Genomic DNA, 14638 nt, shown 5'->3' with positions numbered 1-14638 from the left:
GTTTCCCCTGACGATGGCAAGCGATCGGCCCCGGCGAGCAGGTGCTCGCCGGGGCCGGTTCGCGTTTCCGACCAGAGGTCAGACCTGGGCACCGCGACGGCGGGTGCGCACCAGGGCGGTGGCGCTGCCGCCGACCAGCAGCAGGCCGGCCGCGGTGGCCAGCAGCGGGGCCACCGGGGTGTCCGCGCCGGTGGCGGCGAGCGAGCCGCCGCCCGTGCTCGGACCGCCCGTGGTCAGCGAGGCTCCACCGGCGGTGCCGCCGCCCGAGGCCTGGCCGCCGGAGGCCTGGCCGCCCGCGGCGGAGCCGTCACCGGTGCCGGAGCCGCCGGCGGGCGGGGTGGTCGGCAGCTTGGCGTCCTTGTCGAAGGCCAGGGTGGCGCTGACCGGGTCCAGGGCGGTACCGGCCGGGTAGTTGGAGAACACCGGGACGCCCTCGGCGGTGAGCGTGGCCGGAACGTTGGCGAGCGTGACCACGCCGTTGACCGGCTTCAGCGCGGCGGCCGGGACGTCGAGCTTGGCGATCCGGGCGCCGCTCAGCGTGGTCGACGCGCCGTCCGGGGACTTGCCGTTGACGTCGGCGGTCAGGAAGGCGCCCTCCCGGTCGATGACCAGGCCCGGCTTGGACAGCGTGGTGTCCAGCGCCCAGCCGTCCTTGCCGGGGTGGCCGAGGAAGCGGACCGAGCCGGTGAAGCCGGCGGTCAGCGAGTGGTCGGCGGTGTTGTAGGCGCCGGTGGCACCGCCGAAGCGGTAGTCGGCCGCGCCGCCGCCGAACTCGACCTTGCCGGCGGCCATCGGGGACTCGAGGTACTTGCGGAAGCTCTCCTTGACCGTCCAGTTCAGCGTGCCGTTCACCACCGGCAGGCGGTCGGGGGTGGTGCCGGGGGTGCCGCTCGGGGCGGGCGTCGCGGGGGCCGACGGCGAGGAGGTGGCGGAGGGGCCACCCGACGGGGTCGAGGTCGGCGTGGCGGTGGGCTCGGCGGTCGGCGTGCCGGTGGGCTGCGCGGTCGGCGAGGCCGTGGCGGTGGGCTCGGCGGTCGGCGTGCCGGTGGGCTGCGCGGTCGGCGAGGCCGTCGTGGTCGGCGTGGTCGGCGTGGGCGAGGGCGAGGGCGTCGCCGGGCTCTGCCGGAGCAGCAGCGACAGCGGGTCCATGTCCGTCCCGGCTCGGTAGAAGCCGGCGAAGGCCTGGGCTCCCTGCTCGGTCAGCTTGGCGGCCGTCGGCACCCCGGTGGTGGTGTCCCGCCCGACGGTGAAGGTCACCAGCGGCACATCGTTCCGTCGGGTGATCTCGGTGGCGCCCATCGACTCCTTGGAGGCGGTGTCGGCGGTGAGCGTGCCGATGGTGCCCGAGGTGGTGACCTTCAGGTCGCTGAGCGCGACGTCCAGCGCGCCGTGGTGGGCGGTGAAGTGGACGCCGCCGGTGAAGGAGGAGCTGAGCGCGTGGGCGGTGAGGTCGTACGTGGCGCTCGCCAGGCCGAAGTGGAAGGTGCCGTCGGCGTTGCGGGTCGCGCCGTCGGTCAGCTCGACCGCGCCGCCCTGGGAGGCCGGGCTCTCGATGTAGCTGCGGAAGCCGGCCTTCACCCCCCAGTCCAGCGCGCCGGTGTCGTACGTGACGCTACCCGGGGCGCCGCCCGCGACGGCGAGTGCCGGGGCGCCGAGGGCGGTCAGGCCGAGGCCTGCGGTGGCGGCGGCGAGGGCGGCCAGCCGGGTGCGGTTGCGGGACATGGTGGTGGTGCTCCGTTCGGATGGGGGGATGGCGGGGGAAAGGGGTCAGGCCGTGTGGTCGCCGTCCGGGGCGGCGGCCGCGCGGCGGCGTCGCACCAGCAGCCCGCCGGTCGTGGCGAGCGCGGCGACCAGCACCGCGCCGCCGGCCACGGCTGCCACCGGGAAGCCGCCCGAGGACGAACCGACGGAGGACGCGACGGGCGAGGCGGCGGGGGTGCCCGAGGCGGCCGGCGTGGCCGGCGTGGCCGGGGCGCTGCCGAGGTCGGGCAGCGGGGGCAGTGCGGCGGCCGGGTCGAGGGCGACGGCGAAGCTCAGCGGGTCCATCTCGGTGCCGGCCGGGTAGAGGCCGCCGAAGGCCTTGGCGCCGCCCTCGGCCAGCTTCAGCGGCAGTTCGACGGCCTTCAGCAGGCCGCCCTCGGGCTTGAGGCCGGCCGGGTCGAAGGCGGCCAGCTCGACGCCGGTCAGCTGCTGGGTGGCGCCGTCCGGGGTGCGGCCGGAGACGTCGGCGAGCAGTCGGCCCTGGCCGCCGGCCACGGTGACGCCCGGGTTGGCCAGGGTGAGGTCCAGCCCGTAGGTCTCGCCGCTGCGCAGGCCGGTGAAGCGGACGGTGCCGGTGAAGGCGGCGGTGAGGTCGCCGGTCGCGGCGTCGTACGCGCCCTTGGCCGGGGTCCAGCGGAAGTAGGCGCCGCCGTCGGCCGCGCCGCCGCCGAGCTCCCAACGGCCCTGGGCGATCGCGCCGGTGACGTAGTCGCGGAAGGTGCGGCGCACGCCCCAGTCGAGGGCGCCGTTGCCGAACTCGGTCTTCGTGGGCGCCTGGGCGGCGGGCTCGGCGGAAGGGGCCGTCCCGACGGCGGGCGCGGCCTCGTCGGTGGGCGCGGACGTGGGCGCGGCCGTCGGCGTGGCGCTCGGTGACGGCGCCGCCGAAGTCGCCTGCGCGGCGGGCAGGTCGACCGAGAGGTTGAGCGGGTCGAGGGCCGTTCCGGCCTGGTAGAAGTTGCCGAAGGCCTTCGCCCCGGCATCGGTGAGGACAGCCGGGACGTTGCCGAGGCTCAGGGTCCCGGCCGCGCCGCGCAGGTCGACGCCGGCCAGCGAGAGGTCGGCCAGCTTGGCCTGGCTCGCGTTGCCGACCTGGCCGGTCTCCTTGGACTTGCTGCTGACGTCGGCGTAGAGCCCGGCCGCGCCGCCGGGGGCGGCCCGGAAGGTGAGCCGGCCGAGGCTCAGGTCGAGCGCGTCGGCGCCGTTCTCCTGGTGTCCGGTGAAGCGGACACCGCCGGAGAAGGCCGCGGTCAGCGCGCCGGTCGCCGGGTCGTACGTCCCGTTCGCGGAGTGGAAGCGGAAAGTACTGCCGCCGACCGTGGCCGCGCCGCCGGTGAGAGCCCAACCGCCCTTGGCGATGGGCCCGGTGACGTAGGTCAGGAAGGACTGTTTGATCCCCCAGTCCAACCGCCCGCCGGAGACCTTGCCCTCGGCGGCCACCGCCCGGGCCGGCGACAGGCCCACCACCGACAGGGCGGCGAGCAGGGCCACCAGGGAGGCGGCCAGACGGCGGAGCCGGCAGGGCAGGGACACGCGGATCACTCCTCGAAGGGTCATGGGGGCGTGGCAAGGGGAGGGTCGGGAGGGTCACCGACCCCCTTGCGGAAGCTAGGTAAGGCTAACCTAATATATGGGTCAAGAGCCCCGCCGCCTCCCCTCCCCACCTGGGCGGAGTCGGTGACAACCCCCGGTGAAGGGAAGCACGTTGAGCAGCAGTACGATCCGCCCCCAGGCAGCCCGCGGGCCTGCCCTCCTGCTGCTGCTCCTAGGCCTCCTCCTCGCCCTCACCGCCTGCGGCTCCGCCACCGGCACCACCGCGGTGTCCGCCTCCCGCGCCCCCGACGCGGTCGAGCCACTGCCCGGCGAACCCGTCCCGCGGCTCCCGGCCACCACCCCGTCCGCCGACGGCCGCCAGGTCACCGTCACCAGCGCCGAGCGGATCATCCCGCTCAACGGCAGCCTCGCCGAGCTGGTGTTCAGCCTCGGCCTCGGCCCCAAGGTGGTCGCCCGCGACGTCTCCACCACCTTTCAGCAGGCCGCCGCACTGCCGGTGATCACCCAGGCCCACGACGTGTCCGCCGAGGGCGTGCTCTCGCTGCACCCGACCGTCGTCCTCGCCGACCGCTCCACCGGCCCGGCCGAGGCGATCGCCCAGATCCGCGCGGCCGGCGTCCCGCTGATCGTCCTGGACGACGCCAAGAGGCTCGCCGACGTCGGCCCGCGCACCGACACGGTCGCCTCCGCCCTCGGAGTGCCGGACGCCGGGCGGCAGCTGAGGGAACGCACCGAGCAGCGGATCGACGCCGCCAAGGCCGCCGTCCCGGCCACCGGCCACCGCCCCAAGGTGGCCTTCCTCTACCTGCGCGGCAGCGCCTCCGTCTACCTGCTCGGCGGCCCCGCCTCCGGCGCCGGCTCGCTGATCGAGGCGGTCGGCGGCGAGGACGCCGGCACCGCCGCCGGGCTCACCGGCGACTTCACCCCGCTCACCAGCGAGGCCCTGGTCAAGGCCGCGCCCGACGCGATCCTCGTGATGAGCAAGGGACTCGACTCGGTCGGCGGCGTCGACGGCCTGCTCAAGCTCCCCGGCGTCGCCCAGACCCCGGCCGGGCTGGACCGCCGGATCGTCTCCGTCGAGGACGGCCAGCTGCTCAGCTACGGCCCGCGCACCCCCCAGGTGCTCCGGGAGATCACCGCCCAGCTCCACCCGGCGGGCGCCAAGTGACCACCGCCGTACGGGAGAAGAGCCTCCCCGGGCCGTCCAGGACCGCCCTGGTCACGGCCGCGCTCGCCACCGCCCTGGTGCTCTGCGCCCTGATCGCGGCCGGCACCGGCGCCTACCGCATCCCGCTCGGCGACGTCCTCGCCTCCGCCGCCCACCGCCTCGGCCTGGGCGGGCACGCCCTGGACCGGGTGCCCGAATCGGTGCTGTGGAACGTCCGGCTGCCCCGGGTCGTGCTCGCCCTGCTGGTCGGCGGCTCGCTCGGCTGCGCCGGGGCGCTGATGCAGGGCGTGTTCGGCAACCCGCTCGCCGAACCCGCCGTCATCGGCGTCTCCTCCGGCGGCGCGGTCGGCGCGGTGGCCTGCATCGTGCTCGGCCTGGACGTCCTCGGCAACTGGACGGTCACCGCCTTCGCCTTCGCCGGCGGGCTGTTGACGGCCTTCGCGGTGTACGTCATGGCCCGCTCCGGCGGGCGCACCGAGGTGGTCACGCTGATCCTCACCGGCGTCGCCGTGAACGCCTTCTGCGGCGCGCTGATCGGCATCTTCCTGTTCACCGCCGACTCCGCCGCGATCAGCCAGGTCACCTTCTGGCAGCTCGGTTCGCTCTCCCAGGCCACCTGGGGCAAGGTGCTCGCCGTCCTGCCCTTCGCCGCCGTCGGGCTCGCCGTCGCCCCGCTGTACGCCCGCAGGCTGGACCTGCTGGCCCTCGGCGAGCGCCCCGCCCGCCACCTCGGCGTCGACGTCGAGCGGATGCGCCTGACGCTGATCACCGTGGTCGCGCTGCTCACCGCCGCGGCCGTCGCGGTCAGCGGCATCATCGGCTTCGTCGGCCTGGTCGTCCCCCACCTGCTGCGGATGCTGGCCGGGCCCGGCCACCGCTTCCTGCTGCCCGCCTCGGCACTCGGCGGCGCCCTGGTACTGGTGGCCGCCGACCTCGCCGCCCGCACCCTCGCCGAACCCGCCGAACTGCCGCTCGGGGTGCTCACCGCACTGATCGGCAGCCCGTTCTTCTTCTGGCTGCTGCGCCGGACCCGGACCAAGCAGGGAGGCTGGGCATGAGGCTGGGCATGAGGCTGCACCGACACCGGACGGTCCCGGAACGGCCCGCGACCGGCACCGAGTTGCTCACCGCCGAGGCCGTACGGCTGACGGCGGGCGGCCGCGCGCTGCTGGCCGGCGCGTCCGTACGGGTCGCCGCCGGCGAGGTGGTGGCCCTGCTCGGACCGAACGGCGCGGGCAAGTCCACCCTGCTCTCCGTCCTCGCCGGGGACGTCGCGCCGCACGGCGGCGAGGTCACCCTGCGCGGCCGGCCCCTGGACTCCTACCGCCCCGTCGAACTCGCCCTGCACCGTGCGCTGCTGCCGCAGGCCGCCGCGCTGTCCTTCCCGTTCGCCGCCGACGAGGTGGTCCGGATGGGCCGCGCGCCCTGGGCCGGTACGGCGGCGGCGGCCGAGGACGAGGCGGTGGTCGCCGAGGCGATGGCGGCCACCGAGTCCACCGCCTTCGCCGGACGCCCGTTCACCGCCCTGTCCGGCGGAGAGCGCGCCCGGGTGGCACTGGCCCGGGTGCTGGCCCAGCGCACCCCGCTGCTGCTCCTGGACGAGCCGACCGCGGCCCTCGACCTGCGCCACCAGGAGCTGGTGCTGCGGGTCGCCCGGGAGCGCGCCGCCGCCGGGGACGGCGTCGTCGTGGTGCTGCACGACCTGTCCCTCGCGGCGGCCTACGCGGACCGGGTGGTCCTGCTGTCCGCCGGGGCGACGGTCGCCGACGGACCGGTCGCCGAGGTGCTGCGGGCGCCGTTGCTCAGCGAGCTCTACGGGCACCCCGTCGAGGTGCTCGCGCACCCGCGCACCGGGGTGCCACTGGTGCTGCCGGAACGGACCTGAACCGAAGGACCCGGCCCTCCGGCCGCTCCCCCCGGCCGGGGGGCGGCTCAGGCCGTCTGGCCGACCAGCCGGTCGGCGCCGCCCCGCTGCTCGCGGGAGGGCGGGCCCACCGGCGGCCCCGGTGTGGTGCTGCCGCTATCCGCGCGCGGTCCCGGCCTCCAGGCTGCCGGCACCGGTGCGCGGTTCGAGGAGGGTGCCCCTGCGGAGGGTGATCGACATCAGGTCGCCGGCGGCGTCGAGTTCCAGGCGGTGCCAGCGGCCGCGCGGCACGACCGCGGCGGTACCGGCCGTCAGGCGCACCATGTCCTCGGCGTCACCGGGCGTGGTGGGACGGAAGTAGAGGCGGACACCGCCGGTCAGGCAGCACGCCGATGGCGCTCCACCACCACGTCCGCGACAAGGAGGACCTGCTCGTCCAACTGCTCGACGACCACGCCTCGCGGGCGCTGCGCCGGACCGAGCTGCCGGACGAACCCCGGGAACGGGTGGTCGCCGCGGCCACCGCGATCCACGAGGCGCTCGCCGCCTGCCCCTGGATCGTGGAGGTGCTGACCGCCGACGACCTGATGTCCGCCCACGCCCTGTGGTTCGTCGAGCAGATCATCGACGGCCTGATCGCCTGCGGCCTGTCACTCGACGGAGCCGTTCGGGGCTACCGTGCGATCTGGTACTACACCACCGGAGAGATCATGGTCCGTGCGACAGCGGCCCGGCGCCGCAAGGAGGTTGACCGCCCGACCTACCGGCAGCAGGTCTTCGCCGACCTCGACCCGGACGATCTGCCCCACCTGGCACGGATCGCGGACCGCCGGGAACCGCTGACCGCTCAGGACACCTACCGGGACGGACTCCGCTCCCTGGTGGACGGCCTCGCCGGCGTGCGCTGAGCGGGTGATGTCCCTCCCCAAGCCCGTTCCGGCCCGGCCACGTCCACACGGCGGCCCGGCGGCCCGGCGGCCCGGCGGCCCGGCGGCCCGGCGGCCCGGCGGTGCGAACGACCGGGAGCCACAGGGGTATTCGCGCGGCCTCGGGACGGTACCGGTAGCCGCGACCGGCACCCTACTTGCCGACCAGCACCCGGCCGACGATCCCGCTGAGCGCCCGGGGCGCCAGGCGCCGAGCCGTCCACAGGGCCCGGGTCCCGCGCCCCGGAAAGGCCCACGCCCGGCCGCGCGCCAGCGCCCGGTCCATCGAGTCCAGCACCGTATCGACACTCAACCCCCGGCGTGGACCCAGCAGTTGCGGGGTCTCGACACGAATCCGATCCAGCATCGGAGTCTCCACCGCGGGCGGGCAGACACACAGGACCCGGATGCCGTCCGCGCGGTGTTCCGCCGCGACGATCTCGGCCAGGAAGTGCACCGCGGCCTTCGCCGCGCCGTACCCCCCGCCCAACGGCACCGGCACCCAGCCGCCGATCGACCCGAACAGGACCACCTCACCGCCGCCCCGGGCCGCCATCAACGGCACCACCGCGCGAACCACCCGCAGGGTGCCGCCGTACACGATGTCCATCAGGCGGAGGGTGTCCGCCGGATCCCGGTCGAGCAGCCGCCCCATCACACCGACACCCGCGCAGTGCACCAGCCGACGCGGCGCACCCAGCTCCCGCGCCACCTCGGACACGACCTCGGCCACCGCCGCCCCATCGGTGACATCGCAGACGAACGACCGCAGCCCGGGGGCCTCCGAAGCCAGACGGTCGAGACCGGCCGCATCCACGTCCACTGCCGCGACCACCCAGCCCGCCCGGGCCAGCCGCACGGCGGCCGCCCGGCCGATGCCACTGGCGGCTCCGGTGACGACGACGACATCTCCCGACAAGGACGCCATGCCCCTCCTCCTCATCCCGCGGAACACCCGGTACCCCATCCGCTGCGGACCCCGGCGCCCGAGCCGTGTCCGCATCCGTGTCCATACTCGTGTCCGTGTCCGCATCCGTGTCGCCCGAACAGCCCCCGTCCAGCCGGGTTCCTACCCCCGACGGCGTCGGATCACCGTCCGCATCGCGGGTTCCGCATCGCGGGTTCCGCGTCAGCGGCTCTCGTCGGGTGACGCCCCCTCGGACAGCCCGGCGGTGTCGGTGCTGGCGCGGCCGCCCCGGCGAGCCGATCATGGCCCTGGCGTGGACGGGCCCGACCCGGGCGGGGGCGGCCGACCACGGCACCACCCGACGGCATGCGGCGCAACCTCCGTGCCGGTCCTCTTCCGCCTTTTCCGTCCTCCACCAGAAGGGCCCTCCATGGCCGTCCCCCGGACACCCCCCGCCGACCGCCGCGGCCCGGCGCTCCCCCGTCTGGGCGCGGCCCTCGCACTCGGCGCCGCCGTCGCACTCACCGGCGCGGGCCCCGCCCCGAGCGCGCGGGCCGACGGCGGCCCGTTCCCCGTGCCGGTGACGGTCGGTCGGGCCGACCAGGTGATCACGGTCAAGGCGGAAGGCACCCGCGCCACCGTGACCCTGTGGGTCCGCCGGGGCGGAACCTGGCGCTCCCTCGACTCCACCACCGACGCGCGCATCGGGTCCGGCGGCACGCACGACGGCCTCACCCGCGTCCAGGGGACCGGGACCACACCGACCGGCACGTACACCCTCACCCAGGCCTTCGGCATCTCCCCGGACCCGGGAACGAGGATCCCCTACCACCACGTCACCACGCACGACTGGTGGGTCCAGGACCCGTCCTCCGCCTACTACAACCGCATGCGCACCGACACCGAGGGCGGATTCCACCTCACCGAACAGGGCCCTCTCGGCAGCGAACACCTCGTCGACCACCCCGTCCAGTACGAGAACGTCCTGGTCGTCGACTTCAACACCGCCCCTGTCGTGAAGGGCCGCGGCGCCGGCATCTTCCTCCACGACCTCGGCCCCCGAGCCGAAACCACCGCCGGCTGCGTCGCCGTCCCCGCCGCCTTCATGACCCGGACGATGCGGTGGATCGACCCCGCCGACCACCCCGTCATCGCGATCGGCTAGGGCCGGACAGGGCCGGACAGGGCCGGACAGGGCCCAGACGCGGCACCGGGCCGCGCCCGGGGGGCGAGGGCGGTGGTGGTGTTCACCCGGCGGCGCCCCGGGCGAGGGGCGGGCAGTCGACGACGGCCGGAACGGCGTGCCCGGCGGCGTGCCCAGCGGCGTGCCAGGCGTCGGCGAACTCGGCGGCGGCCGTGCGGGAGGCGTCGTCGCGGCTGCGGCCGATCGCGACGCTGCGCAGCCGCGGGTGGCGGTGGTCCGCGAGCAGGCGCAGCAGGGCCGCGAGTTCGGCGGCGGTGTGCGGGGCGGGTGCGGGGAGACCGCCGTGGACGGTGGTCCCGGCTCCGGGGAGGAGGGGGGAACGGCCGGGCGCGGGGCGGATGTCCATGGGGTGCGGTCCTTCTGGCGGGTCGTCCGCCGCCGATGTGTCTCGGACGGGCGCGCGCGTCGGCGGCGGACGGGGTGGCGAGGTGTCAGGCGTCGTGGAAGACGAGGCCGAGGGCGTGACGGCGGCCGGAGCGCACGGTGCTGACGCCGTGGCGGACGGGGCCGGCGCGGTGGCCGCGGGCCGAGGGGACGGGGCGGTCACGGGTGGTGAAGACCAGGCCGTGCCCCTGGGGAAGGACGATGGCGGTGCCGCGGGACTGGGCACGGGGGCGCTGCTCGACGAGGAGGAACTCGCCTCCGGTGTAGTCGGTGCCGTGGGCGTCGAGGCCGATGACGACCTGGAGGGGGAAGACGAGGTCGCCGAAGACGTCGCGGTGCAGGGCGTTCCAGTCACCGGGGCCGTAGCGCAGCAGGATCTGGGAGCTCTTGTCCTGGCCGGCGGCGTGGCACATGGTGACCCATTCGGCGAGGGTGTCGGGCCAGGGGGCGGGGCGGCCGAGCTTGCCGGCCCAGGCCCGGGCGACGGTGAGCAGGCGGGGGTAGAGGGCCTCGCGCAGGGCGGCGACGGGTTCGGGCAGGTCGTGGGTGAAGTAGCGGTACTGGCCGGATCCGAAGCGGTGGCGGGCCATGTCGACGGTGGTGCGGAACAGTTCGGGCCGGTCGTAGAGCGCGGCGATCTCCCGGCACCGGGCGGGCGACAGCAGGGGCCCGCTGAGCGCCGCGCCGTCCCGGTCCAGCCGCTCGTGCACGTCCTGCCAGTCGCGCTGGGCGAGCGCGGGCAGGACGGCCGGGTCCGAGGTGGGCGCCTCGACGGCGGAGAGCGTGTCGTTCACGGGGGGATCCTTCGACGGGCAGGGAGGCGCGGGCCCACGGTCCCCCAGGCAGGGCGGGCCGTCGGCGGCAGCGTTCGGACTGTTCCGATCGTCGCCCCTGGACGGAGCCGTGCGCTGGCGGCATTCGGACACCGCGTCGGACGGCGGGTGCCTCCGGGGCCGCGCGCTGACCCGGCCGCCGCGGGTGGCCGGGTCAGGGGAGGATCGTGGGCAGGAGGCCGCCGTCGACGCCGAGCGCTCGGCCGGTGGTGGCCGAGGACTGTTCGGAGGCCACGTACGTGATCATGCTGGCCACCTCGTGGGGGCGGATCAGGCGGCGCAGCGGGGAGGCGGCGGGTGCGGCTACGCCGCGCCGGTGTCCGTCCGGACCTCGGGGCGGCCGGGCTCGGCCCAGCGCGTGTGGTAGCTGCCCTCCCGGTCGGTGCGGTGGTAGGTGTGCGCGCCGAAGAAGTCGCGCTGGCCCTGGATCAGTGCGGCGGGCAGGCGCTCGCTGCGCAGGGTGTCGTAGGAGGCGAGTGCGGCGGAGAACGCCGGTACCGGGATGCCGTGCTGGACCGCGCTCGCGACGACCGTGCGCCAGGCCGCCTGGGCGTCGGTGATCTCGGCCGCGAACTGCTCCTCGGCGAGCAGGCTGACCAGGCCGGGATCGGCGGCGTGGGCGGCGCGGATCCGGTCCAGGAAGGCGGCGCGGATGATGCAGCCGCCGCGCCAGATCTTCGCCACCGCGCCCAGGTCGATGTCCCAGCCGTACTCGGCCGCGGCGTCGCGGATCATGGTCCAGCCCTGGTCGTAGGCGATGACCTTCGACGCGTAGAGGGCCTGCTCGACGTCCCGGGTGAAGCGCTCGGCCTCGTGCGGGCGCAGCTCCTGCCGGGTGCCCCCGGGCAGCGGCCGGTAGGCCCGGCGCAGTTCGGTCCGGGCGGAGGAGACCCGGGCGAAGGTGGCCTGGGCGATGGCGGTGACCGGGGAGCCGAGGTCGAGGGCGGTCTGCACCGTCCAGCGCCCGGTGCCCTTCTGCTCCGCGGCGTCCCGGACGATGTCCACGAAGGGCCCGCCGGTGGCGGCGTCGGTGTGGGCGAGGACCTCGGACGTGATCTCGATCAGGTAGGAGTCGAGGCGCCCCTTGTTCCAGCGGCGGAAGATCTCGGCGATCTCGGCGGGGGCGAAGCCGCCGATCTCCCGCAGGAGGTGGTAGGCCTCCGCGATGAGCTGCATGTCGGCGTACTCGATGCCGTTGTGCACCATCTTCACGAAGTGGCCGGCCCCGTCGGTGCCGATGTGGGTGCAGCAGGGGTCGCCGTCCACGTGGGCGCTGATCCTCTCCAGCATCGGGCCGAGGACGCGGTAGGACTCGGCGGAGCCGCCGGGCATGACCGACGGCCCGTTCAGCGCGCCCTCCTCCCCGCCGGAGACGCCGGTGCCGACGAAGTGGAGGCCGCGTTCGCGCAGCGCCCGCTCGCGGCGGCGGGTGTCGGCGAAATGGGCGTTGCCACCGTCGATGATCATGTCGCCCGGCTCCAGCAGCGGGGCGAACTCCTCGATCACCTCGTCGGTGGCCGACCCGGCCTTCACCATGATCAGCAGCCGGCGGGGCCGCTCCAGCGCGGCCACGAAGTCCTGGGGTGACTCCGCCGGGACGAACGAGCCCTCGTGGCCGAACTCCTCGACCAGCGCTCTGGTGCGACCCGGGGTGCGGTTGTGCACCGCGACCGTGTAGCCGTTGCGGGCGAAGTTCCGGGCCAGGTTGCGGCCCATCACCGCCAGCCCCGTCACGCCGATCTGTGCGGATGCCTCCATGGCGGCTGCTTCCTCTCTCGGGGGTTACGACGGGCCGGGGGTTCCGACGGACTCGGGCCCCGGCGGGCTCGGGTCTCCGCCGGACTCCGGCCTCCGGCGGGCTCGGGCCCCGGCGGGTTCGCGGGCCTGGACGCCCGCGAGTTCGTGCCGCGGGCGCCTCGGGCCGAGCGGCTCCGGTGCGCCACGGGCGGCCGGAACCAGGATCGCCACCGGGGAGCGGGACCGCGCGGGGGGTTAGCCCGCCCGGGTAGCCCGCCCGGGCGTTTCCGGACGGACTGCCACCGGCAGCGGCCCGCAAGCCGACGGACCGGGCAGGGCGCACCCGGCGAGTCGCCGGGGCTCGCGACCGGAGCGCATCCTGGAGAGGCCCCCACCCCACCTTCGCCGAGGAGGGCACGCCATGGCGGTCGAACGCATCGGTCTCGTCGTCCACAAGGGGCGCCCCGAAGCCGTACAGGCCTCCCGCTCGGTGCGTTCCTGGTGCGACGGCCACCGCATCCGGTGCACCGAGATCGACGTGTGGAACGCGTCCGGGCCTCGGCGCAGTGCCAGGGAGGAGATGGCCGCGGCCGGGAACCCGGACCTCATCGTCACGCTGGGCGGCGACGGCACCTTCCTGCGCGGTGCGCGCCTGGCGTCGCACGGGGGTGCCCTGCTGCTGGGCATCGACTTCGGGCACCTGGGCTTCCTCACCGAGGTGCCCGCGCACGACGTGCTCCAGGCCCTGGAGGCCGTCCGGGAGTCACGCGTCAGCGTCGAGGAACGGATGCTGGTGACGATGCGGGCCTCCCGGCCGCTCCCGCTCCCCGAGGAGTCCGGCCCGCCCTCGCCGTACTCCCACCGGCCGCCGTTGCCCCCTCCGCAGGTGCGTACGGGGTGCGAGGCCGGGGGTGGCTGGGGAGTCGCGCTGGACGTGCTCGGACTGAACGAGGTGGTGGTGGAGAAGTTCGCCCGGGACGGCCGGGTCGCCGCCGCGGTCTACTTCGCGGGGAGGCTGCTCGCCTCCTACGCCGGCGACGCGCTGCTGGTGGCGACGCCGACGGGATCGACCGCGTACAGCTTCGCCGCGGGCGGGCCGGTGGTCTCGCCCCGGGCGGAGGTCCTCGTCTTCACGCCCGTCGCGGCGCACATGGCCTTCAGGCGCTCCGTCCTGGCCGCACCGGACGAGCCGATCGCCATGCGGCTGCTGCCGCACTCGGGTCTGGCGGCGGTCAGTGTGGACGGCCAGCTCCGCGGCGTGCTGGAACCCGGCGACTGGGTCGGCGTCTACGCGTCACCGACCCGGCTGCGGGCGGTGCGCCTGGGGCCGACCGACTTCTACGGCCGGCTGAGGCAGCGGATGCGGCTGACGGACGCGCCCGCCACCGTCTCCGCCGCGGCCGAGGTCCCCTCGACCTGGCCGCTCACGGCACCGCCGCCGCACGACCTGGAGCACCTGAACCTGCCCACCCTGGAGGCCGGTAGGCACCGCCCCCGCGTCGTGCGCCGAGCGGACGACGGCGCCTGACCCGGTTCCGCGGAGGCAGCGTACAGCGGACGGCGGACAGCGGACGGAAGACGGCAGAAATCCATCGATGAGTGGCATGTCCACCCATCACTGCTTGGGGTCGAGCACAATGAGTCACATGACGAACACCGATGCCTTCGAGGCCCCGCTCACCCTCGACCCCGACGCCGTCCTGATCCTCATCGACGTCCAGAAGGGGTTCGAGGATCCCGGCTTCGGCCCCCGCGACAACCCGCAGGCCGAGCAGCGGATGGCCGAGCTGATCGCCACCTGGCAGTCCACCGGCCGCCCGATCGTCACCGTCCAGCACGCCACCCCGGTCGGCCCGCTGGAGGAGGGCACGCCGGGCCACGCCCTGAAGGACTTCGTCGCGGCCCTCACGCCCGACCTGCACATCACCAAGACCGTCAACAGCGCCTTCTACGGCACCCCCGACCTGCACGCCTGGCTCCAGGAGCGCGGCGCCCGGCAGGTGGTCGTCACCGGGATCATCACCAACGTGTGCAACGAGACGACCGCCCGGATGGCCGGCAACCTCGGCTACGACGCGATCTTCCCCGTCGACGCCATGCACTCCTTCGACATGGCCGGCCCCGACGGCACCACCATCACCGCCGCCGAACTCGCCCGTGCCACGGCCACGACGCTGCACGCGATGCGGTTCGCCAAGGTGGTGACGACCGACAAGGTCCTGGCCGCCGCCGGCGCCTGAGCAGGAGGCAGGTCCTCGGCACCAGCGGGCCCCGGTGTCCCCGACCGTCGCGGTCGGGGACAC

At 75.2% G+C, this 14638-nt stretch carries 13 protein-coding genes and 2 pseudogenes; 7 read left to right on the top strand and 8 right to left on the bottom strand.

Annotation, left to right across the window (positions count from 1 at the left end):
- Positions 1 to 78: 78 nt before the first annotated feature.
- The gene (locus ACFRAR_RS25050; protein ID WP_380700418.1) at positions 79 to 1722 is read right to left on the bottom strand and encodes an HtaA domain-containing protein; all 1644 of its coding nucleotides are present in this window, start codon (positions 1720 to 1722) and stop codon (positions 79 to 81) included.
- A 45-nt stretch (positions 1723 to 1767) separates the two neighbouring features.
- Positions 1768 to 3291: an HtaA domain-containing protein gene (locus ACFRAR_RS25045; protein WP_380700417.1), complete on the bottom strand. Its 1524-nt coding sequence runs from the start codon at positions 3289 to 3291 to the stop codon at positions 1768 to 1770.
- A gap of 172 nt (positions 3292 to 3463) precedes the next feature.
- On the opposite strand from ACFRAR_RS25045, the gene ACFRAR_RS25040 reads away from it, so the two are divergent.
- Genes ACFRAR_RS25040 through ACFRAR_RS25030 form a run of 3 tightly spaced genes read left to right on the top strand, consistent with a single transcriptional unit; the run spans position 3464 to position 6365 of the window.
- Positions 3464 to 4480: a hemin ABC transporter substrate-binding protein gene (locus tag ACFRAR_RS25040; RefSeq protein ID WP_380700416.1), complete on the top strand. Its 1017-nt coding sequence runs from the start codon at positions 3464 to 3466 to the stop codon at positions 4478 to 4480.
- The gene (locus ACFRAR_RS25035) at positions 4477 to 5538 is read left to right on the top strand and encodes a FecCD family ABC transporter permease (RefSeq protein WP_380700415.1); all 1062 of its coding nucleotides are present in this window, start codon (positions 4477 to 4479) and stop codon (positions 5536 to 5538) included. Before ACFRAR_RS25040 ends, ACFRAR_RS25035 begins: the two co-directional genes overlap by 4 nt.
- A gap of 8 nt (positions 5539 to 5546) precedes the next feature.
- Positions 5547 to 6365, top strand: coding sequence for a heme ABC transporter ATP-binding protein (locus ACFRAR_RS25030; protein WP_380700414.1), 819 nt, complete (start codon positions 5547 to 5549; stop codon positions 6363 to 6365).
- Between the two features lie 135 nt (positions 6366 to 6500).
- On the opposite strand, the pseudogene ACFRAR_RS25025 reads toward ACFRAR_RS25030, so the two are convergent.
- A pseudogene (locus ACFRAR_RS25025) lies at positions 6501 to 6737 on the bottom strand (hypothetical protein); the annotation flags it as partial.
- Between ACFRAR_RS25025 and ACFRAR_RS25020 the strand changes: the two are divergent.
- A pseudogene (locus tag ACFRAR_RS25020) lies at positions 6725 to 7252 on the top strand (TetR/AcrR family transcriptional regulator C-terminal domain-containing protein); the annotation flags it as partial. The pseudogenes ACFRAR_RS25025 and ACFRAR_RS25020 overlap by 13 nt on opposite strands.
- A gap of 172 nt (positions 7253 to 7424) precedes the next feature.
- Here the strand turns inward: ACFRAR_RS25020 and ACFRAR_RS25015 are convergent.
- Positions 7425 to 8198 carry an SDR family NAD(P)-dependent oxidoreductase gene (locus tag ACFRAR_RS25015; RefSeq protein ID WP_380700413.1) on the bottom strand — a complete coding sequence of 258 codons (774 nt, stop codon included), beginning with the start codon at positions 8196 to 8198 and terminating at the stop codon, positions 7425 to 7427.
- A 409-nt stretch (positions 8199 to 8607) separates the two neighbouring features.
- Here ACFRAR_RS25015 and ACFRAR_RS25010 point away from each other — a divergent pair, with 409 nt between their 5' ends.
- The gene (locus tag ACFRAR_RS25010; RefSeq protein ID WP_380700412.1) at positions 8608 to 9342 is read left to right on the top strand and encodes a L,D-transpeptidase family protein; all 735 of its coding nucleotides are present in this window, start codon (positions 8608 to 8610) and stop codon (positions 9340 to 9342) included.
- 82 nt (positions 9343 to 9424) lie between these two features.
- Here the strand turns inward: ACFRAR_RS25010 and ACFRAR_RS25005 are convergent, their stop codons facing one another.
- The 4 genes from ACFRAR_RS25005 to gndA all read right to left on the bottom strand — a co-directional run bounded on the left by ACFRAR_RS25005 (position 9425) and on the right by gndA (position 12356).
- On the bottom strand, positions 9425 to 9727 hold the full coding sequence (locus tag ACFRAR_RS25005) for a hypothetical protein (RefSeq protein ID WP_380700411.1): 303 nt from the start codon (positions 9725 to 9727) through the stop codon (positions 9425 to 9427).
- Between the two features lie 85 nt (positions 9728 to 9812).
- The gene (locus ACFRAR_RS25000; protein WP_380700448.1) at positions 9813 to 10508 is read right to left on the bottom strand and encodes a 2OG-Fe(II) oxygenase; all 696 of its coding nucleotides are present in this window, start codon (positions 10506 to 10508) and stop codon (positions 9813 to 9815) included.
- 244 nt (positions 10509 to 10752) lie between these two features.
- A complete protein-coding gene (locus tag ACFRAR_RS24995) occupies positions 10753 to 10953 on the bottom strand; it encodes an SDR family oxidoreductase (protein WP_380700447.1) in 201 nt (66 codons plus the stop codon).
- Positions 10902 to 12356: an NADP-dependent phosphogluconate dehydrogenase gene (gene gndA / locus ACFRAR_RS24990; protein ID WP_380700410.1), complete on the bottom strand. Its 1455-nt coding sequence runs from the start codon at positions 12354 to 12356 to the stop codon at positions 10902 to 10904. The genes ACFRAR_RS24995 and gndA overlap by 52 nt, the downstream gene beginning before the upstream one ends.
- Positions 12357 to 12756: 400 nt before the next feature.
- Between gndA and ACFRAR_RS24985 the strand changes: the two genes are divergently transcribed.
- Both ACFRAR_RS24985 and ACFRAR_RS24980 read left to right on the top strand, forming a co-directional pair.
- A complete protein-coding gene (locus ACFRAR_RS24985) occupies positions 12757 to 13863 on the top strand; it encodes an NAD(+)/NADH kinase (RefSeq protein WP_380700409.1) in 1107 nt (368 codons plus the stop codon).
- A gap of 118 nt (positions 13864 to 13981) precedes the next feature.
- The gene (locus ACFRAR_RS24980) at positions 13982 to 14575 is read left to right on the top strand and encodes a cysteine hydrolase family protein (protein ID WP_380700408.1); all 594 of its coding nucleotides are present in this window, start codon (positions 13982 to 13984) and stop codon (positions 14573 to 14575) included.
- Positions 14576 to 14638 lie beyond the last annotated feature (63 nt).

It is taken from the genome of Kitasatospora sp. NPDC056651 (genome assembly GCF_042792155.1).
Classification (GTDB): Bacteria; Actinomycetota; Actinomycetes; order Streptomycetales; family Streptomycetaceae; genus Kitasatospora.
This window is presented reverse-complemented; position numbering and strand designations above follow the sequence as displayed.

Excerpts from the sequence above, each read along its gene's own strand:
- gndA (WP_380700410.1), bottom strand. The coding sequence starts at position 12,356 with ATGGAGGCATCCGCACAGATCGGCGTGACGGGGCTGGCGGTGATGGGC.
- ACFRAR_RS24985 (WP_380700409.1), top strand. The coding sequence starts at position 12,757 with ATGGCGGTCGAACGCATCGGTCTCGTCGTCCACAAGGGGCGCCCCGAA.
- ACFRAR_RS24980 (WP_380700408.1), top strand. The coding sequence starts at position 13,982 with ATGACGAACACCGATGCCTTCGAGGCCCCGCTCACCCTCGACCCCGAC.
- ACFRAR_RS25005 (WP_380700411.1), bottom strand. The coding sequence starts at position 9,727 with ATGGACATCCGCCCCGCGCCCGGCCGTTCCCCCCTCCTCCCCGGAGCC.
- ACFRAR_RS25010 (WP_380700412.1), top strand. The coding sequence starts at position 8,608 with ATGGCCGTCCCCCGGACACCCCCCGCCGACCGCCGCGGCCCGGCGCTC.
- ACFRAR_RS25015 (WP_380700413.1), bottom strand. The coding sequence starts at position 8,198 with ATGGCGTCCTTGTCGGGAGATGTCGTCGTCGTCACCGGAGCCGCCAGT.
- ACFRAR_RS25030 (WP_380700414.1), top strand. The coding sequence starts at position 5,547 with ATGAGGCTGCACCGACACCGGACGGTCCCGGAACGGCCCGCGACCGGC.
- ACFRAR_RS25050 (WP_380700418.1), bottom strand. The coding sequence starts at position 1,722 with ATGTCCCGCAACCGCACCCGGCTGGCCGCCCTCGCCGCCGCCACCGCA.